Raw genomic sequence first — 25547 nt, 5'->3', positions numbered from 1 at the left:
CTAAAAAAAACTATATATCGGCGCTATAAACCTGCGGATATGCAACTTAATCTAGAATACAAAAGCGACTAAATACCAATTCCACTAAATAAGTGATCAATTCAGAGCCTCTCAGGTTTTCAATTCAAGGCGCATTGATGAAGAAATGGTTGCTCCCTTTTACGTCAATGCAAAGCAAAAGTGGAATGCCTGAGTGGCTCACGTAGTGCGGCTGATGTTCAACAAGTAGCAAAGCCCTTTAATGCTGAGTTAGAGGCTTTCGATATACAACGGCATGGTCTATTTTGTTCCATACAAAATGAGACATTTCCTCCTTCCTTGGAGGTCAGATGCAGAAGGTAGAGCGAAGCACGACTGAATGGATTCAGGAGGTAGAGTAACGCAGGAGCAGTTACCGAGGATACCAGAGCCGAGAATAACTATTAGCTTCAAGCATCCGCAAGCCACATGGATGTGGTGAATGTCTGTATTGCAGGAGCAAATATAGCCCTTGGCTACAGGGCTTTAAATTCCCTTTGAAAGATCACATCATTAGCGGAATTGCTATAGCATTGCTGCTAGCGGCCTAATCTCAATATGGCACAGGGATAACTGGCTTTAAATAATAGGAACCCTAGGATTCAACAGTTTTAAACGAAAAAAGGCTACTCTTTCGAGTAGCCTTTTTTTCTTTAATACCAATTGCATTAACTAATTGACCAATTTAATCCAATCTCTCCAGCATAAAGCTTTCACCCTACTTTTATCTGAAATAAAACTATTCCATGCTTTGGATAGCTGCTCAACAATGTCATCAAAACCCGAAAAAGTTCTATTAGATAGGCATCTTTGCCTGAGCCACTGCCAAACTTGCTCTATTGGATTTAACTCTGGTGAATAGGGTGGTAACTTTAGCAAAGATAAATTATTAAAGGGCTCTGCTGTGTCCATGGTATGCCAACCTGCACCGTCGATGATCACCAGCGCATGACGTCCATCAGGGGGAACTTGTGAGATAAGCTTCAGATGAAGTGTCATCGCCTCTTTATTTACGAAAGGGGTGATCAAGGCTTCCGTTTGGCCAGTGCTTGGACATACTGCACCAAATAAGTAGCCGTACTCAAACTGCTGCTGTTTCACAACCCTAGGTCTTGTTCCTGTTTTAGCCCATAGACGTGTTGTTTGGTTTTGCTGACCAAAGCGAGCCTCGTCTTGGAACCAAACATCAACGCGATCAAGAGATAGGTGCCCAGGTATGTTAAGGATCGTTTCCAGTTGGAAGTTTTTTAAAAACATCTTGAGCTTGCTGTGATTGTTTGGGATGCTTCGAACGGCTGGTTATCCAACTAAACCCTTGGGCATGCAGTAAGCGATAAACGTTACGCAGTTGATAATCAATATTAAATACCTTAGATATATACTGTCTGACATCATCCGCAATTAGTCGGCCCCCCTCATTTTTAATTGAATCTCTTACAATGAATTGATTCAATTCAGCTAACTGAGCCTCAGTTAGGCGGCAAACTCTTCCCACTCTTGCCTGACTATTGAGCGCCTCAAGGCCGTTTGTAAGATAAGCCGTAACCCAAGTATTCACGCTTCCCCTTGCCACGCCCAATATGTTGGCTGTTTTAGTGCGAGTTTGTCCTTGAGTGAAATGATAAAGTGCTAAGTATCTAATTCGTAATTGGGCATTGCTAGTCTGCTTAGCTAGCAGCTTAAAATCATCAGAAGAATGCATTTCTAGTCCATTGATTGTAGTCGCTTCTATTAGATCAAACTTTTAATGCAATTGGTAAATATGGTGGAGGGATAGGGATTTGACCCCTATGTGCTGCGCTATAAACCTCAGATACGAAAAAGCCCTAACATTTCTGCTAGGGCTCTATCTAAATATGGCGGAGGGATAGGGATTTGAACCCTAGATGGGCTATAAACCCATGCCGGTTTTCAAGACCGGTGCATTCGACCACTCTGCCATCCCTCCGAACGAAACGAATAATATAAGTATCCCCCTCCCATGTAAACCACTTTCCAAGATAAAAGATTCAATTGCTTAACTTGTCTTCATTTCGATGCTTTTTAACCCATGTAAAGTATGTTTTTTGAGCAAGCCTAGGTTATTGAGTGTTTGATCACAAATTGAATATGGACGTCAATCAAGCTGTGTTAATATCTATCCATTATTAAATAATCATCATTAAGTCGCATCTGTTATATGAATTCAATTGCCATTCCAGTTTCTGCGTTGTCTCCGCATTACAAGCTACCTACACTCGCAGAACTAAACCATACTCCACAAACTCTGTTGCTCGGACAGGAAAGAGTGCTGAATGCATTTGAGCTCCTTTGTAACACACCAAACCAACATATGTTTCTTGCTGATTTTGCCAGTGTAGATAGAGTCGAATTCATTAAAAGCTTAATTACAAGCAAAACAAAACCAGCTGAACAATATCTATATAATATCGAGTCTCATGATAATCAGTGTACGCTTAACTGGTCTAGCACAGAAACCGACAACGAAACATTCTCGTGTAAAAATCAAACCTACCAATACCTTTCTGGTGACATTAAACGTTCTGATCTGTTAGGAAGGTTTATCGATGATAAACAAAAAAGCTCAGCTGATAACTATACACCTGGTGCGTTAACAAAATGCCACTACCTGTTTATCTGTGCCGAATCATTATGGAAGCGGGAGGGACTTTGGGAGCTACTTCTGAATATCTTGGTTAAAAGGGAATTCAAGGTTCATTCATCTCTGCCGGCTTTACCCCTTAATTGTAAAATTATCCTAATAGGATCAAGCATACAATTTAGTGTGTGTTGGGTAGAGGAGACTCGATTTCCACAACTATTCCCAATTTTAGGTGAAATGGTTAATGAACTAGATTTAGTTCAGTATTCAGAGACTGAGTATGCCACTTGGTTAATCGCCGTTGCTGCTAATGTGAATACTCAACTTCATCAATCCATACTTGCCCCTCTTTTTATTTACAGCGCACGACTTGCCGATCACCAACTTAGATTCTCTCTATTGTCAGGACTGATAGGGCAAATGCTCGCGCAAGCAAAAGCATACAGTGTAACGGAACGAATCACTGCCGAAGATTTTTCACTCGCATTGAAACAACAACAATTTCGGCACAGTGCGTCTGAAATGTTATCAGCACAAAACTTTGATGATAAGTTTATCAGTTTGCCTACTGACGGCTTTATGGTCGGACAGATTAACGCCTTAACGGTACTGGACACTGTAGAGTATTGTTATGGGGAGCCTGCACGGATCACTGCATCAGTACATTACGGTGATGGTGAAGTGGCTGATATAGAACGTAAGTCAGAATTAGCAGGTAATATTCATGCAAAAGGTATGATGATTTTATCCGCTTGCCTTTATCGAATATTTGGTAAAGATGCCCCTTTACACCTCAATGCTAATATTGTATTTGAACAATCTTATCAAGAAATTGATGGTGACAGTGCTTCCTTAGCCGAATATTGCAGCTTGATTTCAGCCATTGCTGAAAAACCAATAGATCAGAGTATTGCTGTTACAGGTGCGCTAGATCAATTTGGCCATGTACAGGCTATTGGGGGTGTTAATGAAAAAATCGAGGGTTTCTATAACCTCTGTGCACGCCGAGGTCTAACAGGTCGCCAAGGGGTAATTATTCCTAAATCGAATACCCAACAACTCAATTTAGATATTAAGATCATTGAATCTGTCAAAGCGGGTAAATTTCATCTTTATGCCATCGAGCATATTGATGAGGCCGTCGAACTGTTGATGAGCTTAAAGGCTGGCACCCCCGATGAAGATAACGACTTTCCTGATGATTCATTATATGGAATAGTTCAAGATCGATTGGCTAAATTGGCGGGCTATCAAGATGAAGAAACTGGTTTTTTTGCCAAGTTGCTCGAAAAAATGAAATTTTCCAGCTGATCGGAGTTGTTTAGCGTACACGTGTTCGCTAATCTTAGCCCCTCGAATTGCAGGAGTGAAGTAAACAATGAGTAAAGCAGACAGTTTCAATAAAGAAGATCTTATCGCCTGTGGCCATGGTAAGTTATTTAGTAAAGACTCACCTCGCCTCCCCATAGATAATATGTTGATGATAGACCGTATCATTAAGATTAATGCTGATGGTGGAGCGTTTGCTAAAGGTGAAATTGTAGCTGAACTCGACATTAACCCAGATCTTTGGTTTTTTAAATGTCACTTTGAAACAGACCCTGTGATGCCAGGGTGTCTTGGTTTAGATGCACTGTGGCAACTCGTAGGTTTCTTTTTAGGCTGGGAGGGTGCTGAGGGCAAAGGACGCGCGCTAGGAGTTGGTGAAGTGAAATTTACCGGCCAAGTGCTACCAGAAGCTAAAAAAGTCACTTATAAGCTTACTATTAAGCGTAAGGTCTACCGTAAATTAGTCATGGGAATCGCTGATGCCGTTATGGAAGTTGACGGGCGTGAAATATACAGCGCTAAAGATCTAAAAGTGGGTATATTTACCGATACATCCTCTTTTTAAGAGTAAATTAAACAATCACGAACATAAAAAAGCCCTCAAAACTCTACTCTATCTATTCATCTTTTATAAAAAGTAGAGAGTAGTTAGTTACGAGGGCAAGCAACTAAACTATTTGTTAAAAAAGCCACTCAGTCGACCATCTATCCCTTCTCGCCAACCTCCTAACCATTGTGACTTAGAGTCAAGTGTCGAATAAGGACAATTTTCCTTTGAACGACCACCAACCCCAGCTTGAAATCCTTTCGAAAAAGCCCTATCTAAACGATCTCTTTTTTGTCTTTTCATGCAAAAACCCTCTGATCTAGATACAAAGAAGCATTAGCTTCACATATTATAAATAGAACTTTTTTCAGCCAAGATCAATCAAAAACAGACCAGTTTTCGAGGTTATTTTTTAAGCTGTTGAGTTTTTTAAATAAAAAAATCGAGGCTATTGCCTCGATTTTTTATAACTTGATTTTATTTGAAACGTCTACGAAACCAGAGTAAAGGCAAAGCAAATAACCATGCAAAGCTAGCAGCACCTTTTCGCTCATAATGCTCATCCTCGCCATTGTCATCAACACAGTTGTTCGCAGCAAGCCAAGCCTCATCTGCATCCCCTCCGCCAGTTTGAAGTACAACCATTCGAGGGAGATACGAGGTAAGAGGATCACCATTGCCATCGATAGCGAATACTGGCTCACCATTTTCTATTACTAAGTTCCCTAGAGAATCAAGTTGATACAGAGGCTTACGAACAAATGCGGTGCCTACAATCACCCCGTTCTCATTGATGCTATTTGCTTCGACTACTTTGATATCTTGTTTATATTTAAGCAACACACCACCACTGGTCACTTCAACTTCTTCCCGAGTCCAAGCACCTTCAGCATTTTTAATGAAACCTTTCGACTCACAAGTCAAAATTTTATTTAAGTCACTAAACTCATGTTTGCTCGTATCTTCATCCCATTGAAAAAGAAAACCCGATTTAGGACGAGGTTTATCTTTTTCGTGTGTCGTCTCAATAAAACCAACAACTTGTCCTTTGTTGTTAATATCTTTAGGTTTACTACCAAGATCTGAAATCGAATTATAAAAATCATTCGGTGTCACGATCTCGCTATCAGTATTATTAGTATCAAAATAGAAGAACTTATCTCGAACATAGCCCTCAATATATTGTCTGTAACTCCCAACCAAAATACCGTTATTGTTGATACCATAGGCAATTGATTGGAATTTATCATCTATCATTGACACCCAATGGGGTTGATAAGCCCCATCAACACCGTCAGGTGTCCAGTAAAAAGCATCAAAAGATATCCGGTCATCATTGCCTGGACGTTTGTAATGAGAGCGTCCAGCGACTATTCCACTGTCATTAATACCAAGCCCTTGGGCTGTATATGATGACTCAGATGTGGTCTCAAACCCTAATGGCAGTGTTTTAGTATCTGTGATTTCACTACCATCAACATTAAGCTGCCACACATTGGCCCGAATTTGATAATTAATATTGCTAAAGCCGTTAGAATCTGGATATTGATCTCTTTGAATACATATATCGGTAGGATAAGTATCCCCAGTTATACAGCTATTAATACGGGTTTTTGAATCTTTAGATAGCTCAGTCCCAACATAGCCCACAACAAGATTTGTACTGTTAATTGCAGCAGCAACAGAGTAGCCACCGATGTTGACTTTATCCTCATCGTCAGGCGCACCAGCTATATTGCCACAAACTGTATCCTTCTCATACCAAGTACAAGGGGGAGTTAACTGAACCTGAATACCCTCCTTATTCTTGCTAAAACCACGTTCTTCAAAGTCACGATAATACCAAAAATCCTGATCTGCATTTGTTCCGGTATACTCTTCTTGGCGCTCCTTTGCAGTCATAGAGCCAACTTTAACGCCTGAATCATTAATAGCATAATAATAGACATCAACAGAATTTACTGTAGTAGGAATCTCTGGATCTGTCAGAGTTGGGTCAGTGGTACCATTGACCGAATCAAACACAGGTAACCAAGGTTTTGCAGTATCAAACTCACTGGCAATAAAAGAGAAATTATTAGCGATAATGGGTTTATCTATTGAATAAGTAATTCGCTCTTCCGGCGCGATACCATCTTCGATGTCGATAATGCCATCATCATCGTCATCTTCAGAAACCGTCAGCTTTTTTCTACCTTTAGCAACTGCAACCGACTCTCCATCAGCATTAATTGCCATGCCATAACCATTGCGGGTCTTTTGCAGAGTACCAATCAGATCACCTTCTTTGTAGATGTCATCTAAGTTTGTTATCTCATAAACTGGAGCAGCATGTACTCCCTGTAGAGCACCAATAACACCGACTGCTACTAATGATAGGGCTTTATCCAATGTAAACTTCATTAACGCTATTCCCTTACTAATTCAAATTCTAATTATCGTTATTGTTATTACTTAAGCGACTCAAGTTCTTCCCATCGCTCAAAGCAAGCTTCCAACTCTTGTTCTTTTTTTGTGAACTGTTCAAGTTGGAGGTTGATGTTATCTTGATCTTGAGTATAAAACTCTGGGGCACCAATCTCTGCTTGTAATGCTTCAACCTCTTGTTCTAACTGTTCCATTTTTGCTGGCAACAACTCAAGCTCACGTTGCAACTTATAGGACAGTTTCTTTTCTGGTTTTGCTTTTAATTCAGTTTTCACCGTAATAGTTTCAACCTTAGCAGGTTGGACAGTGTTTATCGCCTGAGGTTCCTCAGAATAAAAACGAGCACCTTGAGATACGGCATCTTGATAGCCTCCAACATACTCACTCCAGCCACCATTACCTGTAAACCACCAGCTGCTGGTCACGGTATTATCAATAAATGCCCTATCATGGCTTACAATCAACAGAGTACCAGGGTAATCGGTAAGCAAAGATTCTAACAACTCCAGAGTTTCAATATCCAGATCGTTCGTTGGCTCATCGAGTATAATTAAATTGGCAGGTTTTAACAGCAGACGAGCCAATAACAATCTATTTTTCTCTCCACCAGACAACGCTTTAACTGGTGTCCTCGCTCTCATAGGCGAGAACAAAAAATCTTGTAAATAACTTAAGATATGTCTGTCTTGGCCATTTATGGTGATGGTCTTCTTGCCTTCACCAACGTTTTCTTCAACTGTTTTTTCAGGATCCAATGCTTCGCGATACTGATCAAAATACGCTATTTCAAGTTTAGTGCCGACTTTGACAGTGCCAGATTGAGCTTCTAGTTGACCAATTAACAGTTTAACCAAGGTAGATTTACCGCAACCATTTGGCCCAATAAGCGCAATACGGTCGCCACGCATTACTGCAGAGGTAAAGTCTTTAACTAAGTTCTTATCTGGTAAGTTATAGTTAAGGCCTTCGATATCAAACACTAACTTACCTGAACGATCAGTATCAGCAACTGCCATCTTCGCACCGCCTTGACGGTTAAGTCTGGCCATTCGCTCATCTCTCAGCGCTTTTAGTGCACGTACCCTACCCTCATTACGGGTTCGTCTCGCTTTGACACCTTGGCGGATCCAAACTTCTTCTTCTGCTAGTTTCTTATCGAAGTGTGCATTTTGCTCAGCTTCTACTCTCAACCACTCAGCTTTACCCTCTAAATATGTCTGATAATTTCCAGGCCAAGAAGTGACCACGCCGCGATCAAGATCAACGATTCGAGTTGCCATTCTGGTAATAAAGCCCCTGTCATGGCTCACAAAAACGATGGCCCCTTTATAGCTCATTAAGAACTGTTCAAGCCATTCAATCGTATCGATATCCAGATGGTTAGTCGGTTCATCTAACAGCAGTAGATCAGGCTCACTAACCAGTGCTCGGGCCAACGCAACTTTACGTTGCCACCCACCCGATAGTTCAGTTAACGCACTGTCTGGGTCTAATCCCAACAATTCACAGTTTTGATTAATTCGGCTATCAAGCTGCCAACCATTTAGATGATCAATATCATCTTGCAAACGTTCCATCTGCTTAAGCATGCGCTCCATCTGCTGTGGCTCAGCACTGCCAACATCATGAGCTAGTTGGTGATAACGCTCTAGCTTCTCTCCTACTTCTTGCAGGCCTGCTGCAATATAGGCATAAACAGTGCCAGGCTCTGCTTTAGGTGGATCTTGCTGTAAACGACTGACCTTAACATCTGTCGCTATGTTAAATTCGCCTTCATCAAGTAACACATCACCACTCAAGACTTTCATTAAGCTCGATTTGCCAGCACCATTACGGCCAACAATACAGACACGTTCACCAGCTTCAATGGTGAAATCCGCTTTTAGCAATAGTGGTGTATAGCCATAAGCTAACGAACCATTATTAATACGAACTAAACTCAAGTTATACTCCTAAAAATTCTTTCAAAGTATCAATATCAAAAGGCCAATTAAGCTCTTTATTGGTATCAATCTGTTTTAATACGGGAATGCGTATACCATATTGCTCAACTAAGGCCTCATCATCACAAATATCTTGATGGATGAATAAAACCTCTGTTTGATAGAGCTGTGCAGCAGCGAGTTCACACAAATGGCAAGCATCTGTGTGAAACAAAATGTAATTGGTGGTCTTAACCACCGTGTGTAAGCAACCAGGTATTGTGAATGTGAGGATTACGTTTAAAATCCATCGGCAAAGTCTTATCATCGATGTTTTTAACTGCAATGCCTACGGCATTCAAAGCTTCAATTTCCATCTTGAACTTACGCTTATTATTGGAGAAAATAATTTCGCCACCAGGATTTAATATCTTAATTAAATCGGTCAACATGGCTACATGATCTCTCTCAACATCAAATGAGTCTTCCATGCGCTTCGAGTTAGAGAAGGTTGGCGGATCAATAAAGATAAAATCGAACTTGTCATGGGTACGCTTAATCCATGTTAGACAATTGGCCTGAACAAATTCATATTTATTGTCATTCAATCCATTGAGAGCAAAGTTCTCTTTAGCCCAGTTAATATAGGTATTTGACATATCAACCGTCGTCACCGATGTTGCACCGCCAAGCGCCGCATGAACCGATGCTGTGCCCGTATAAGCAAAAAGGTTGAGCATCTTCCGGCCTTTAGACAGCTCACCCACAAGCTTACGAGTCAATCTATGATCGAGGAACAAACCAGTATCAAGATACTCTTTAAGGTTAAGCTTGAACTTGGCACCATACTCAGTAGTAATAAGTTCAAGCTTACTCGCCTGAATCTTTTCATATTGATTCGTGCCTTTTTGTTTCTCACGTGTTTTTAAGATTATATTTTCAGGATTGATACCAATAGCACTAGGCAAAGTGATCAACACATCGGTAAGACGACGTTTAGTCACTGACTCAGGAATATCGACAGGCGCCGTATACTCTTGGATAACAACATAATCGAGGTACTTATCGATGGCTACTTTATAGTCAGGTAGATCGGCATCGTAGATACGGTAACTATCTATGCCCTCTTTCTTAGCCCACTTTTCAAGTTGCTTAAAGTTCTTTTTTACTCGGTTCGCAAATGGAACAGCAATGTCACTAACATCACCATCACGATTGATGTTAGCTGGATCGACACGACGAGTATTGATTGCATGGACGGTGTAAAGATTAAACGCACACTCTAGTGCACCGTTATTCATCTTCATCTGTTTATCAGCCTTTAACTTTAAAGCTGACAAAAGTTCGACATCACTGTTCAACACAGCAAGATTCCAGCCCCCAAATTCAGCTTTAAATTTATCACCCAACTGATAATACAGTTGTAAAAGCGCCGTCACAGTACCTAAACGTTCACCATAAGGTGGATTGGTAATTAAATAACCTGTCTCTGCAGGTACTTTTACATTTAATGCATTGGTCACACTGAAATCGATAAGATCAAGTACACCCGCATTCTCAGCATTCTTTTTCGCTAACGCCACAATACGTGAATCAATATCAGAGCCATAAAACTTAGTGCTACAACGGGTCACACCTATTGATGCTCTCGCTTTAGCTTCATCAAGCAACTCTTGCCAATATTTATTATTGTGTCTTAACCAATGTTCAAATCCAAAACGCTCTCGATGCAAACCTGGTGCAATATCACAGGCCATCATGGCAGCTTCAATCAAAATCGTACCGCTACCACAAAAAGGATCCAGTAACGTCACAGGATTTTTTTGCCATCCGCTGCGCATTAACATGTTAGCCGCTAAGTTCTCTTTTAACGGAGCTTCGCCAGTCGTTGCTCGGTAACCACGCTTATGCAGTGCAGGACCTGAAAAATTCAAACCAATCGTGATTTGTCCACGGCGATAGTGTGCGTCAATTCTAAAATCAGCATCGACACGAGCCACATCAGGTCTAGGACAATCATCATCACGAAAACGATCTACGATAGCATCTTTAATTTTAAGTGCGCCAAACATGGTGTTATTAATAAAGCCACCCATGCCATGAAAATCGATGCTAAATGTACTGCGATGATTGAATTGCATCTGCCAATCAATACCATAAGCCGCATTATAAAGCTGCTCAGGTGATTCACATGGGCCTTTATGGATAACGAAAATTATCCGACTCGCAATTCGAGACCAAAGTGTTATCCGATAGCCCAATTCAAGAGAAGCTGAAAAGTAAACTCCAGCAACACTCTCTTTTATCTCAGAAGCACCGAGTTCTGCTAACTCGAGTGATAACGCATATTCATAGCCCCTAGGAGCCGCAGCAAAGAAATTTAACATCAGTAGAATAAGTACACAGTAAAAATTAATGACGCATTATACCTTGTCGGACACATAAAATGATAAAAAGTTATGAGTTTAGGTTGTGATACATCCAATCTGATTGAGTTTGCTTCTGCTAGGCTCAAGTGAACAGCTCAGTAATTGAACATTTATAGCCACTCAATTTTGAATTTAATGGCTAACTTTACATCACAATTAATAAGTAACACATGACTTACGATAAACACAAAGTTTGCGCTACCTAAGACTTAAAACGTGGGGGAATTCAATTAAACGATTAAGTTAGAACAATATGATGAGGAATAAAACCGAATGACGAGTTTAATTATAAAAAGAATACACACTAAAACTAGCACAGCATAATCAATTACGCAGCTGCAATGGCCCTATTGGTTTTTAATGGATGCAACCTATCATTCATAACCTTAATGCATTCAAACTGCATCAAAGTCTTAGTAGCATTAAGCGTTAACTGTTTGGAGAGAATCATAACCAAAGATGCTTGAATATTAGTCTCAACAACAAGAACCTGTGCAGTTACCCCTTGGCACCTGAGCTGAAATACTTTTCCTAGCTCACTATAAACACACATAGTACTGGTGTCGAAAAACCAAGATTTAGGCATTTGAGGTTTTAACAAAAAATACGCAGCTGTGCCATTCAGCGCTAATTGCACCTTAACAGCATCAGAAATGTTGAGAGATTTAGTAAGTAAATCAACAAAATCAATATAAAATTTAGCGTGTTCAACACTAAAATTCAATTCTGATAAGGCATCAGGAATTAAAAGTTTTGATTTATAAGGAGTCAGAAATTCCATTTCGGAGCCCAATGAAACGCTTAATACCCCATACGAATCATCATATCTCCATTGCCAATCCCTTTTTGGCATTAATAACATAATGTCTACCATTTATATTGAAAACTCTACGATAATAGTAGATATTTTGTTCAATATCAAAACAAATTAAAAAAAATCTAAATATATTACAAGATGTTACATAAGATCGCGCGATCAATAAAACGATCGTGCGATCCTAAATAAGATCTAACTTAAGATCGCTTTATTTACGAACTCTACAAGCATCAACAATATCTTTAATTAGTTGAGGGCCCTGATAAATGAAGCCTGAATATATTTGTACCAGAGTTGCACCAGCATCAAGCTTATCCATTGCATCAGTCGCAGAATTTATACCACCAACACCTATAATAGGAATTTGACCATTCAAGCAAATTGATAATTTTTTAATAACTGATGTTGACAATAAATTCAAAGGCTTACCACTAAGCCCTCCCGTTTCATTTGCATTAATTAATCCACTAACCCCATCACGACTTAAGGTTGTGTTAGTCGCAATTGCACCATCAAACTCATTTTTAATGAGAGAATCTGCAATTTTTTGAATCTCTTCATCAGAAAGGTCCGGCGCTATTTTTAATGCAATAGGGACGTACTTACCGTACTTTTCAGCGAGTTCTTTCTGTTTCGACTTAAGCGATCCTAATAGATCATCTAAAAGATCACCATATTGTAAACTACGTAAGCCAGGCGTGTTTGGTGATGAAATATTAACCGCTATATATGTTGCATACTCATATACTTTCTCCATACAGATAAGATAGTCATCTTTACCTTGCTCTACTGGTGTGTCTTTATTCTTTCCTATATTGACCCCAATTAAGGCAGCAGATTTTGCCATTTTTAAATTAGCAATCAGGTTATCAACACCTTTATTGTTAAAACCCATTCTATTGATAATGCCCTTAGCAGGCTTTAATCGAAATAGACGAGGCAGATCATTACCTGGTTGTGGTCGTGGAGTTACTGTGCCGACTTCAATGTGACCAAAGCCCATTGCATGAAATCCATCTATGCACTCGCCATCTTTATCCATTCCAGCAGCTAAACCTACTGGGTTTGGAAAAGTTATCCCCATACATTCAACTGGAGTCGAGTCTATTTTCTGTGCATAAAAACAATCTAAAGGCGTATTTGCCGTAACCTTTAAACTATTAATTGCAAAATGATGTGCCTTTTCAGGATCCATCTGAAACATGACTTTCTGAGCGAGTTTGTAAAACATGTTTTCTCCTAGACCGAAAAAAGCCCCAGCAATTGCCAGGGCTAATACTCAGACCACTCAAGATGCAGTATTCAGTATCTATCGTTTATTTGAGTATATACATTATAATTATTTATTTTTGACCTTCACAATGAAGGATCAACAGATTTAGTTCACGTAAAGCAACTGAAAACTTAGCAAATTCATGACTTTGTGATGTCTTGAAATCTGCAAGCATATGAAACCATCTCTCCAATAAGCTCTGGTTCGAGTCTATCCACTGAGCAATAATAGTATCTGCATCACAGGTTTCAGTGCATGAACGAAGCACAACGGAACTCAATGAGCGCTGTTGCCAATCTAGCTCTTCTCTGAAAGCCGCTCTTGCCAGTGCTTGCCAATGGTTCGCTACAGGCTGAGCACTTATCTGATCTAAGAACCAGTGTAATTCAACATTAGCGCCTAACTTAAAGTAAATCTGAGCCACGAGAGCGACAGGTTTAGTCTCCAATTCCGCAATTTGTGCAATATCTAAAGCAGAGAACAGAGTACTCATATTCACAACATTCGTTGCAACCTCTTCTGTAACACCCTCTTTGATTAACGCCGCAATCTCATGACGGATTCCTTCAACTTCCTCTTGAACCATGTAGTTATGAACATTAGCTTTAAGATCGGCAAATACTGGACCAAAAAATTCAACCGTTTGTTGAATACTCTGACCACGATTTCTGTGGCGTAAGAACCAACGACATGCGCGACGCATATTCCGGCGAATTTGATGCAACATCTCACCCTGTACAACAGCAGGGATAATGCCGTTAAGAGATGTAATGTTTTTAGTTAACCCTGCTAAACCAAATACTTCACGAGCCATAGTGTAACAAATAGCAGCTTCAGCAACTGAGGCACCTGTCTCATCTTGCATACGTTGAACAAAATTAAGACCTAAATCATTAACCAGTTCATTGGCAAGTGAAGTCGCGATGATCTCAGCTCTAAGAGGATGATCTACCATACGATCGCTGTATTTCTTTTGAAGTTGCTGAGGGAAATACTCGACCAGTAACTGGCTTAAGAAAGGATCATCGGTAATTTCAGGTGTTAACAGTTGTTCCTTTAACAGCATTTTCGAATATGCTACTAGCACAGATAGTTCAGGTCTAGTCAATGGTTTACCATTCGCCAGACGTTCTGCAAGCTCATCTTCAGATGGTAAAAACTCAAGAGCTCGATCTAATTTACCCTCTTTCTCAAGATACTGAATAAAGCGGATCTGTTCTTTAAGTTGTTCAGCACCTCGAACCTGAGTCACTGAGATTGTCCGAGTTTGATCTTTACAGTCCTGTAAAACGATACGACTCACTTCATCTGTCATATCAACCAACAAACGATTTCTTTGCTTTAACGTCATTTCACCATCAGCAACAATGGCATTCAGTAAAATCTTGATGTTAACTTCATTATCAGAACAGTCCACGCCACCCACGTTATCCACGAAGTCGGTATTCATGCGACCACCATTAGCCGCATATTCAATACGACCAAGTTGAGTACACCCTAAGTTACCTCCTTCACCAATAATTCTCGCTTGTACTTCATTACCATTAACTCGCAATGTATCATTAGCTCGATCGCCCACTTCAGCATGACTCTCACTGGTGGCTTTCATATAAGTGCCAATGCCACCATTCCAGATAAGGTCGACCTTCATCTTCAACAACTCTTTTAAAAGTTCCGTCGGAGTCATAGACACTTTTTTAGTACCTAGCATCTTCTTAATTTCAGGCGTTAAGGTGATTGATTTAGCTGAGCGCATAAAGATGCCACCACCTTTTGATATTAACTCTTTGTTGTAATCCTCCCAACTTGAACGAGGCAATTTAAACAAACGAGCACGCTCTTTATAGCTTGATCCAGCATCAGGACTTGGGTCGATAAATATATGTAGATGGTTAAATGCTGTCACTAGTCGAGTATGCTCTGACAGGAGCATACCATTACCAAACACATCCCCAGCCATATCGCCAATCGCTAAACAAGTAAAATCTGTTGTTTGGCAATCAATCCCCATTTCACGGAAGTGACGCTTCACCGATTCCCAAGCGCCGCGCGCTGTAATCCCCATCTTCTTGTGATCGTAACCATTACTGCCGCCGGATGCGAACGCATCACCCAACCAAAAGTTATACTCCTCAGAGATTTCGTTGGCAATATCGGAAAAGGTTGCTGTACCTTTATCTGCAGCAACAACCAAGTAAGGATCATCTTCATCATGGCGAACAACATTATGCGGCGGTACCACTTCACCGTTGATAATATTGTCAGAGATATCCAACAAGGCGCGAATAAATATACGGTAACACTCTTGACCTTCAGTAAAGAAGGCTTCACGTCCTCCATCTGTTGGCAACTGCTTACAGACAAAACCACCTTTAGCGCCTACGGGGACAATCACCGTATTTTTGACTTGTTGCGCTTTTACTAATCCAAGCACTTCAGTACGGAAATCTTCACGACGATCTGACCAACGTAAGCCACCACGAGCTACTTTGCCACCACGAAGGTGGACACCTTCAACTCTTGGAGAATAGACAAAAATTTCAAACTTAGGTAAAGGGCGAGGCATCTCAGGTATCAGTTCAGGTGAAAACTTGAATGACACATACTCTTTCTCGCTCCCATCTGCTGCAAGCTGATAAAAATTGGTTCTTAACGTTGCATTGATGAGATCTAAATAACGACGAATAATACGGTCATCATCTAAGCTTGAAACCTCTTCTAAACATAAATCAATCTGCTCTAAAAATTTGTTTAAAGTACGGGTTTTAAGCTTAGGGTTAAACTTACGGATAAACATTTTAACCAGTAACTCTGCTATTTGAGGATAGCGAGTAAAGGTTTCTTCGATATAAGCTTGGCTAAAAGTAGCATCTATCTGACGCATATATTTAGCGTAAGCACGCAATATCGAAACTTCACGTCCACCCAGAGTTGTCGCAAGCACTAAACGGTTAAAACCATCATCTTCGAGCTGTTTGTTCCAAACATCGGCCAAGGCGGTTTGGAAGCGAACCTGACTATCAGCAATACTTTGAGTCGATGTTCTCTGCACCGTCATCAAGAAATCTAAGATCCAGTAAGTATCATTATTGGAATTCTTTAACTCGTACGGCCTTTCATTGATCACACGTAGACCAAAATTTTCTAACATAGGTAATACGTCTGAAAGATGAATAGGTTCATCTTTGTGGAAAAGCTTCAAACGTACTTTGTTATTATTAAGCGCTGTTTCCTGTGGTTGATAGAAGAGCATACCCAATTTATGGTTATCATCTAGCGCTTCAAGGTGCTGGATATCAACAACGGCGGAACTTGGTAGTACATCTTCTTTGTAGCTGCGTGGAAAGGCATTTATATATCGTTTTGTTAAGCTAGTACCTGATTCTTCACCCTGAGCACTGCTTAGAGCATCATTGAGTTTATCTTCCCAAGATCGTGCTGCTTCAGCTAAATTATTTTCAATAGCGGCCACATCTACATCCATATTATTGTTATCGACTTTAACTATGTAATGGGTACGTGCAAGCGTTGATTCTGAAAAATAAGTTGTGAACTCTACATCTGCATCAGTCTTGAAATGCTGAGCTAGAATGCGTTGAGTATCTTCTCGCAGCTTAGTGTTGTATCTGTCTTTAGAGACATAAACCAGACACGAAAGAAAACGTCCAAAACCATCTTTACGAACGAACAACTTAAGTTTGTCACGATCTTGCATCTCAAGCACACCATGGGCTACATAGGCTAACTGTTCGACGTTACCTTGAATAAGCTCATCGCGTGGAAGTGTTTCCAAGATATGCATCAACGCTTTATAATCATGAGAGCGTGGGGTTAAGTTTGAGCGATCTAATACACGTTGAACTTTTTCGGCTAAAAGCGGGATCTCACGTGGGCTTCTGTTATACAAATTTGAAGCATAAAGACCTAAAAATCTATCTTCACCAATCACATTACCTTGCTTATCGAAACGTTTAACGCCAACGTAATCAACGTAAGCAGGCCTATGAACTCGGCTCTTCTCACTACTCTTAGTTAAAATAAGTAAACTGTTATCAAGCGCTTCTTTACGGGCACTTTCAGAAAAATTAGACAGTAACAGCCCACTTTCCGGCTGAGGTTTCCCCGGAATATTCATTAAACCTAAGCTGGTTGTCGTATCTGGTACCAGCTCTAAATCACCGGCTACTTTACGAAGATCATAGCGTCGATATCCGAGCAGTGTGAAATGGTGGTCATTAAGGTAATTGAGGAAGTTTGTTGCCTCCTCCAGTTCTTGTTTGTGGCCAGGGTAAGGACGAGTTGCAAGCTCAGCGATTGTTGAACTCAGTTTTTCAGACATCGCTTTCCAGTCATGAACAGATGCAGCAACATCACTCAACACCGACTCAAGCTCTTTCTCTAATCGTTTAATCTCTTTATCTGAACTTTGTCTATCAATTTCAATAAGGAAAATAGCTACTTTCTCAGATTTTTCATCAGTATCATCACAATACTTAACCTGAGAAATACTTCCTTTTGTTCTTTTGATCGAAAGAGGTGTATGTAAAATCATATGGGAAGTAATACCCAAACGATTTAGAGCCATAATAATTGAATCAACCAAAAATGGCATATCAGGCTGTATAACTTCAATAATTGAATGCGTTGATTGCCAGCCGTGTTTTGACTGGCTAGGGTTAAATACCCGAATATGTGACTCACCTTGTAGTGTAAGGTTCGCGGCATTCCAAAGGCTTAATACTGCCCCATAAAGATCACTATCATTACGAGCTTTAAGATCGTCTTTAGACATGTGAGCATAAAGGCAATTAGCAAATTGTTCAACTTGCTTTGCTTGTACATTTGGAACTTTAGAATGAATTAAGTTGACTACATTTTCTAGTAGTACCGAAGGCATTGCATCTTTCAAGGCCATGTTGCTGTTTCCTTAGGGTCTATGGCAGCGCTTTTATATTTTTTTGGGATGCTTGTATAAATGACCGGCCCGAACAATGTGACCTAGGTCATGTGCGAAGTCTATTACTAAAACCAACACTTTTCGAGTGTTATTTTAGTGGTAGATCCTCTATAAAACCAGTTACAGCAAGCTTTTAGCTGTTTTTATGACAAAACAATCGACATTTAAGCGTAACTATTCAAAAAAATATAAATAAAAAGGGAGCCGAAGCTCCCTGTTCATGCCCCCTATCAGGGTTTTCGCCAGAAAAAAGCAGCGATTGCAGGCAAAATAATTATTGCGCCCATCATATTCACTAAAAACATGAATGTGAGCAAGATCCCCATATCCATTTGGAACTTTAGTGCAGAGAAAAACCAAGTACTCACACCAATAGCTAAAGTAAGGCCAGTAAATATCACTGCACTACCTCTCTCAACTAACGCTTCATAATAGGCATCTTGGACTTTCATACCATCTCTTAGTTTGACCGCCATGGTTGACAAAATATAGATGCCATAATCAACACCGATTCCGACACCTAATGCAATTACAGGTAACGTACTCACTGCCAAGCCAATATCGAGTTGCGTCATCAAAGCTTGAGCAAGCGTAGAAACAACATATAGGGGTAAAATTACCGCAATGGTTGCTCTTAACGATCTAAAGCTAATCAAGCAGAGTACAAAAACTGCACCATAAACATAAAGCATCATAGGTAATTGTGCTTCAGCTACGGCCTCATTGGTTGCCGCCATAACACCTACTGGACCGGAAGCTAGCTGAAACTTTATCTTGTCATTATCCATTTCAGCCGCAAGGGCCTTAACCTTATCAATAACCAGCTCAATCGTTTCTGCTTTATGATCTTTCAAAAACAGATATACGGGCATCACAGAGCAATTACTGTTTAGCAAACCTGAAGTTGTCGGTACTCGTCCAACGGCCTGAACCAGACTTGCAGTCGTTCTAGGTAAAACTTGCCACTTTGGATTACCTTCGTTAAAGCCAGCATTGACCCGTTTAGCCACCGAAGCCAAGCTTGCCGTCGCTTCAACGCCTGGTGTATTGCCTATTACCCATTCAAACTCATCAATTTGAGTTAACACTGAATGGTAGGTGCATGCTTCAGGAAATGCTTCAACAATCACTGTCAGCACATCGGTGGTAATAGAAAATTTATCTGTGATATAGAAAGTATCTTGATTATATCTTGAGTCTAAATGCAATGCCGGCGCGCCACCTTGTAGATCCCCCACCTTCATCAAACTCGCCTGCTGTGCACCGAATCCATAGAGTATTGCCGTGATAACTAATACCCAAATTGCGTATTTAGGCGTAGCAAAAAGCGAAAGTTTTCGCCATAGCAGATTAATCTTGCTCTGAGAATCATCTTTTAATTTTTTAGGAACTGACACATGAGTATACGAGATCAGTAAAGGAAGTAAGATCAGGTTGGTCAAAATGATCACTCCAACACCCAAAGATGCAGAGATAGCCAATTCACGAATAATACCAATATCGATAGCCAACAAGGTCAGAAACCCTACCGTATCAGAAAGTAACGCAATACCACCAGGGATCAACAAGCTTCGAAAAGCCAAAGCTGCAGCCGCTTTTGTCGACACTCCATCAGCGACTCTTCGTCTGACGGTGTTGATCATCTGTACACTGTGACTCACACCAATAGCGAACACCAGAAACGGGATCAAAATTGACATAGGATCTAAGCCAAATCCTACTACCGTCAATAAACCCAGCTGCCAAATGACAGCCATTAAGCTACAAGCTAAAGGTAAGAAAGTCAGTACTAATGATTTTGAAAACAGATAAACCATCACCGCAGTGACTAAAATAGCGATAAGGAAAAACAACATGACGCCTTTAGCGCCTTCTGCCACATCGCCCGCCATTTTAGCGAAACCTATAATGTGGATCTTAATATCCTCATTTTCAAACTGGGCCCGTAACTCTTGTTCTAACTGCTCAGCAAACGCTAAAGTATCGAGAGGTTCGCCAGTTTGCGGATCAAAATCCATCAACTGAGCTGACACCATAGCAGCTGAATAATCCTCAGCAATTAAGCGTCCAACAATGCCCGCTTTCTCAATATTACCTCGCACAACAGCTAATCCAGCCGCTGTCGTTGAAAAATCTGCGGGTATAACCGGACCGCCTGCAAACCCGTCTTCAACCACTTCAGTAAAACGTGTCGAGGGAGAAAACAGCGATTTCACCTGTGCTCTGTCCACACCGGGAATAAAGAAAAGTTGATCGTGAACATTTTTCAGCGCATCAAAAAATGTTTCATTAAAGATATCACCACTGGTATCTTCAACTGCCACCATAATGCTATTCGCACCACCAAACTGCTTTTGATGCTTTAAATAGGTATGCATATAACTATGATTTAGCGGGATATTTTTAATAAATGCCGCATCCATCTTTAAATTACTTGCTTGAAACCCTAAAAAAACAGTTGTCAGCATAAACAAGATTATGACAAAAATTCTGTGTCGAAATAGAAAGGATTCAAATCCATTAACCATTTTATCTAACATCTTAAGGATCCTATTATTTTAGTTCGAAGAGGCCTTTAGTACCTGCAACCCATACATGCCCCTGAGGATCTCGATCTATTGAAACTAGATTCTCGCCTTGACGTTGAGTAACCAACTCACTTTCCCCACTGGCAGCAACATCAACCACAATTCCAGCATTACCAACTACACGTAACGATCCATCTTTTTTCAACATAGCGCCATTAATGGTAGAGTCCGTTGGTAAAATAATTTCATTCCATTGAGCCAAATCCGTTGCGGTTTGAAATAGGTGACCTCGCAGTCCCATCACATAAAAGCGATGCTTTGATTCGATAACATTAAACAGCGACCCTTCATAGATAAAATTAAGTTTCTGCCAGTGAAAGCCACGATCATTAGATACCGATACAAGGCCAAGCTCACCAACCATAATAAGACGACCATCTTTAGTGGCTATAATACGATTAAAATGTGGCAGTAGCGCGCTACGCTCACTAAGATATAACGCTTCATCTTCCGCTTTTAACTCTGCTAAGTAAGCGACATCCTCTTCAAACAGCAACTCTTCATGATATTCAGGAGTCCACTCATCACCACCGTTACTGGTGCGGTAGAACAGACCATATGCACCAACCGCAACACCATTGTTTTCGTCAAAAAAGAGTACATCTAATAGTGGTTTCTCAACCTCTGGAGAGATATTTTGAACTTGCCAGGTTAAACCAGCATCCTGAGTGTGAACAATAGTTGCGTCATGGCCCACTGCCCAGCCACGTTTAGGGGTAATAAAAAAAACTTTCGTGAGGTGTGATGATATTGGTGATAGAACTTGACGCCACTTGGGCGTATTTTGCTCATCAAAAACAAAAATATGACCGCGCTCACCAACAGCCACCATGGTCTCACCTTTAACGGCTATATCGAGAATATTTGACTTAATAGCCAAAGGTTGAATTTGATTCTTTAAACTAAAAGAGTCGCTGGCCACCACAGATATAGGTGACAAGAACGCCGTAAATAAAATGATTGGGATCAATCGAAGCATGCTAGACAACATACAGACTTCCTTAAGAGATAGAGGGGCACATTTACGTGCCCCTGTTGTATCGGAGAGAGTTAACGAATGCCAGCACGTCTTAGTGCTGCAGGGGTGAAGTTAGCTTCACTCAATTTCGCATCAAAGTTATACATACGACCTTCGTTATCGAGCCCCATTGCGAGATATCGACGTGATTGAAGATCATGGAAAACTTCCAATGTACTCCAATGGGTAGGAACTTCGTAATAGTTAAGACCATGCGCAACAGCAACACGATATAACTCATCACGGTTATCATACATATCAGCTAATGATACCTGCCAAGAATCTTCATCAATATAGAAAATACGCGTCTTATAGATATGGCGCATTCCCTCTTTCAGCTGAGCTTTAACAACCCATACGCGGTGTTTTTCCCAACGAACAAATTCAGGATTGATATGACCGGGATGAACAATTTGATCATACTCCAGTTTGTCTGAATGCAACTTGTAATCGTTATAGGGAATATACACCTCTTGTTTACCGATCAACTCCCAGTTATAACGCACTGGAGAGCCATTAAACATATCAAAATCATCGGTTGTTCTAAGGCCATCAGAAACTGAACCTGGAGTGTCAAATGCGACATTAGGCGCTTTACGTACTCGCCTCTGACCTGTGTTATAGGTCCAAGCTTGACGAGGTAAAGCTTCCTGATCCATTGTCTCTTTTACCAGTAGAGCTGTACCTGCCAAACGCGCTGGTTGAGTCACAACTTGCTTGAAGTAAAACAAGGTATTGGTTGCGTTCAACTGATCGAGGGTCATTTCAGGACGAGAGTACTGAAATCTAATTTCCTCTGATGTCTCAACCAATGTATAACTACCGCCAGCGGTTGGTGCAGCTTGACTTCGGGCCGTTTCGACATCGACACCACGAAAACGCAATACATGGTTCCAAATGACCTCTAAACCATTTTGCGGTATCGGGAAAGGAACTCCTATTGAAGCACCTTTAACGCCGTTACCTTCAGAAACAAGTTCAGCTCGAGTCGCATTAGCTTTAGTTGCATCATAAACAAACTGCGGAACAGATGCCGTACGACGCGTCTGATAAACGTTCATTTTATAAGTATCAGGATAAAGCTCAAAAAGCTTCATCTGACCTTCACTAAGGTTAGCCTTATACTTATCTTTATTAGCATTAGTGATAGTGAACTCAATCTTATCTTGCGAGAAAGGATCAGGATGATGCATCCCCTTCTCATATCCCGCAATAGCAGATTTAATCCCACCATCCCAAGCCGGAATAGAACCATCGGCATTCGCCGCTTTGACTCCACCCATAGGCGTTAGCTCCGTACCAAGCTTTGCAGCCTCAGCCTCGCTTACTTTGGCTAATGCGCTTGGAGCACTTAGTGCAACCATCACAGCAGCCGACAATATCCCAAGTTTATTCATTATTATTGTCCTTGTGATTTAGATTGAATACTTGATGTTAAATGACACGTAATCACGGTCAGACATCTGGTTAGTTGTTCCTACACCACCGAAGAAGCTGTTGTAAGAGAAATCAGCACCCCAGCGACTCTGATAATCAAAGTTAACACCAACAGATACAGATTTCTTGCCTTCAGTAAACAAGAACATAGGATCCGGAGTGATACCATCGACATCGTGAGAGAAGATGATTCGAGGAGACATGTTTACACCGGCAAACAAATTATTGTAATCCGCTTTTGCGACTAAACGATAACCCCATGCAAAATCGGTTGGGAAAGGATTTGTCTCAACACCATCCTGCAGCGCTTGGATGATCCCTGGCATATCAGGGTTACCACCAGAGCGACCCGTTCCAGGGCCATTTAAGCGCAACACATCTTCATCTGGCATATCATGGATCCACACACCACCCACTTCAGCCAGCATGACTAAGTTACTCATGCCCCATGTGGGACCAAACAGATGTGTTAAGGTAAATTGCGCCTGAGTTGTATCCCTCAAAATATAACCTTTTGCCGTTTCACCTGGTGCAACAACACTCATTTGTGAAATTCCATCAAGATCCGGACGCAGACCCGCATTCGCGAGTTGTTGTGGCATTGCAGCAAAAAGCAGTTCAACATCATCAATCTGTAGTGGCTCATCTATACGGTGAGCAATTTCACCAGCGACAGAAGTGTCAGCCACTAAAGTATTGAAACTTAATCCATAAAGTTGGATATCTTCTGGATAAACGATTTGTGCCTTAGAGAAAGTCTCCAAACCTAATAAGGTTTCACGATCTACCGTGCCGCCACTCGCTGCTATCCCACCAAGTTGAGCAAGATCACGACCAATAGCTTCTTGAGTAAAGTTAGCAACTGTGCCACTGATCAGCGGTCTGCGACTATGGTAATTCATGTAGTAAAGGCCAAACTCAGTCTCGCCAAGCTCTGGGGCGTAGTAACCAATTTTAAGACCAAATTGACCCGAGTCACTGGCACTTGCCTGATCTTCAACTAGTGTCACTTTTGTTGGATAAGCCAAAGCAAGTGCACCTAACTGTTCAGGTGTTACCTGACCAGACGCCATCATACCTACTAAGTTGTTGTACTCTTGCTCTAAAAACGCAAGATTAATATCTGGATTAGCATTGAAACCTAGCTGAGCATTCTGACTATAACCGCCATATCCGGCAAAATCATTGGTAGAAAAGAATGAACCAGGGGTTGGCACCCAGACAGACTCCCAATCATATTGATAAAAAGCTTCAACTGACATTTCGTCAGTAAGTCCTAACGATGCCCAGATCATGCCTTGAGGTCTAAAGGCCTCTTTTAGTTCAGAACCTGGCGCATTGAGTATATTAAGATCAACCGGGTTAATAACGCCTATTCCATGTGGTATAAGCGTACTTTCCCCCCAAGACACGACTTGGTTACCGATACGAACTGTAAGTGGGTTTGCACCATCATTGAAATCAAAGTCACCGTAAACAAATGCATCTAACAATCGAATATCTTTACATTGCACATCTGATGCTTTCGAGTCTGCACATGGATCATAGTCTTGACCTGTTATCGGATCGGTATAGCCATAACTGCCATTGTTGGCCTTTTGATCAAAGAAATACATTCCTCGCGCAAACACACCAAAGTTCTTATATTTAAGCGACAGTTCATGTAACCCTTTAAATACAACGGCAGTAGTGTCTCCTTTAGCGTAAAGTTGATTACTCAAGTCACCATTACTGGAATATGAACCTGGCTGCGCCCATATTTGAGTTGAAGTATATTTTGTATTATTGAATGCTGAATAGTTAGACCAGTCAAAGTTAGGGTGATTGACCTTACCGATGTGACTGTCCCAGTCACGACCTTCAACGCGCCAGCTAGCGCCCGCTGAGAAGGTACTATCGAATGTACCTTCAACCTCTCCCCAATTGAACGATATAGCACTGACGCTGGATGTTACTCCCATACTCAATGCCGCTACGATCCCTAAAGCAAGTGTCGACTTATTAAAGCCGTTAATAACCTTTTTCATTTTAGCTCTTCTCCGTAACCTGCTGGATTCTTGTTATAGGAATGACAACCAACATCTTGTTAGCCGACAGGTAACACCATTGTTACAGCATTTACATCTTATGAGCAAGGTTGAAGATAAGAAAATCTTCTGGAGTATTAGATAGTTTCGTCAATA

Annotated in this window: 15 protein-coding genes and 1 tRNA gene; 2 read left to right on the top strand and 14 right to left on the bottom strand. The window is 40.9% G+C overall.

Annotated features, from left to right (window positions below):
- Positions 1–690: 690 nt before the first annotated feature.
- Both HWQ47_RS11900 and HWQ47_RS11895 read right to left on the bottom strand, forming a co-directional pair.
- A protein-coding gene (locus HWQ47_RS11900; RefSeq protein WP_442802036.1) for an IS630 family transposase occupies positions 691–1720 on the bottom strand; the annotation gives its coding sequence in 2 pieces (ribosomal slippage) (positions 691–1273 and positions 1272–1720; 1032 coding nt in all).
- Between the two features lie 155 nt (positions 1721–1875).
- A tRNA-Ser gene (locus HWQ47_RS11895) sits at positions 1876–1966 on the bottom strand.
- Between the two features lie 231 nt (positions 1967–2197).
- Here HWQ47_RS11895 and HWQ47_RS11890 point away from each other — a divergent pair.
- Together HWQ47_RS11890 and fabA are read left to right on the top strand one after the other, a co-directional pair.
- Positions 2198–3931, top strand: coding sequence for a S16 family serine protease (locus HWQ47_RS11890; RefSeq protein ID WP_269971325.1), 1734 nt, complete (start codon positions 2198–2200; stop codon positions 3929–3931).
- 67 nt (positions 3932–3998) lie between these two features.
- Positions 3999–4514: a bifunctional 3-hydroxydecanoyl-ACP dehydratase/trans-2-decenoyl-ACP isomerase gene (fabA, locus tag HWQ47_RS11885; protein WP_269971324.1), complete on the top strand. Its 516-nt coding sequence runs from the start codon at positions 3999–4001 to the stop codon at positions 4512–4514.
- A 108-nt stretch (positions 4515–4622) separates the two neighbouring features.
- Here the strand turns inward: fabA and rmf are convergent, their stop codons facing one another.
- The 12 genes from rmf to HWQ47_RS11825 form a co-directional block, all read right to left on the bottom strand.
- The gene (rmf, locus tag HWQ47_RS11880) at positions 4623–4799 is read right to left on the bottom strand and encodes a ribosome modulation factor (protein WP_269971323.1); all 177 of its coding nucleotides are present in this window, start codon (positions 4797–4799) and stop codon (positions 4623–4625) included.
- 174 nt (positions 4800–4973) lie between these two features.
- Entirely contained in the window at positions 4974–6899 is a 1926-nt protein-coding gene (locus HWQ47_RS11875) for a DUF3466 family protein (RefSeq protein WP_269971322.1), read from the bottom strand.
- A 47-nt stretch (positions 6900–6946) separates the two neighbouring features.
- Positions 6947–8866 (bottom strand): ABC transporter ATP-binding protein, encoded by a 1920-nt coding sequence (locus tag HWQ47_RS11870; RefSeq protein WP_269971321.1) that lies wholly within the window; start codon positions 8864–8866, stop codon positions 6947–6949.
- Between the two features lies 1 nt (position 8867).
- Entirely contained in the window at positions 8868–9173 is a 306-nt protein-coding gene (locus HWQ47_RS11865) for a glutaredoxin family protein (RefSeq protein ID WP_269971320.1), read from the bottom strand.
- On the bottom strand, positions 9097–11232 hold the full coding sequence (rlmKL, locus tag HWQ47_RS11860) for a bifunctional 23S rRNA (guanine(2069)-N(7))-methyltransferase RlmK/23S rRNA (guanine(2445)-N(2))-methyltransferase RlmL (RefSeq protein WP_269971319.1): 2136 nt from the start codon (positions 11230–11232) through the stop codon (positions 9097–9099). Before rlmKL ends, HWQ47_RS11865 begins: the two co-directional genes overlap by 77 nt.
- Before the next feature lie 370 nt (positions 11233–11602).
- Positions 11603–12136 (bottom strand): cell division protein ZapC, encoded by a 534-nt coding sequence (locus HWQ47_RS11855; RefSeq protein ID WP_269971318.1) that lies wholly within the window; start codon positions 12134–12136, stop codon positions 11603–11605.
- Positions 12137–12299: 163 nt separating this feature from the next.
- On the bottom strand, positions 12300–13322 hold the full coding sequence (gene pyrD / locus HWQ47_RS11850) for a quinone-dependent dihydroorotate dehydrogenase (RefSeq protein WP_269971317.1): 1023 nt from the start codon (positions 13320–13322) through the stop codon (positions 12300–12302).
- A 112-nt stretch (positions 13323–13434) separates the two neighbouring features.
- A complete protein-coding gene (locus tag HWQ47_RS11845; protein ID WP_269971316.1) occupies positions 13435–18279 on the bottom strand; it encodes an NAD-glutamate dehydrogenase in 4845 nt (1614 codons plus the stop codon).
- A gap of 272 nt (positions 18280–18551) precedes the next feature.
- Positions 18552–20861, bottom strand: coding sequence for an efflux RND transporter permease subunit (locus HWQ47_RS11840; protein WP_269971315.1), 2310 nt, complete (start codon positions 20859–20861; stop codon positions 18552–18554).
- Between the two features lie 13 nt (positions 20862–20874).
- Positions 20875–21900 (bottom strand): WD40/YVTN/BNR-like repeat-containing protein, encoded by a 1026-nt coding sequence (locus tag HWQ47_RS11835; RefSeq protein ID WP_269971314.1) that lies wholly within the window; start codon positions 21898–21900, stop codon positions 20875–20877.
- A gap of 59 nt (positions 21901–21959) precedes the next feature.
- Positions 21960–23324: a DUF1329 domain-containing protein gene (locus tag HWQ47_RS11830; protein ID WP_269971313.1), complete on the bottom strand. Its 1365-nt coding sequence runs from the start codon at positions 23322–23324 to the stop codon at positions 21960–21962.
- 18 nt (positions 23325–23342) lie between these two features.
- Positions 23343–25391, bottom strand: coding sequence for a DUF1302 domain-containing protein (locus HWQ47_RS11825; RefSeq protein ID WP_269971312.1), 2049 nt, complete (start codon positions 25389–25391; stop codon positions 23343–23345).
- Positions 25392–25547 lie beyond the last annotated feature (156 nt).

The sequence above is a fragment of the Shewanella sp. MTB7 genome, from assembly GCF_027571385.1.
Taxonomy (GTDB): domain Bacteria; phylum Pseudomonadota; class Gammaproteobacteria; order Enterobacterales; family Shewanellaceae; genus Shewanella.
Note: the sequence above shows the minus strand (reverse complement) of the source record. Positions and strands in the feature narration are given on the sequence as shown.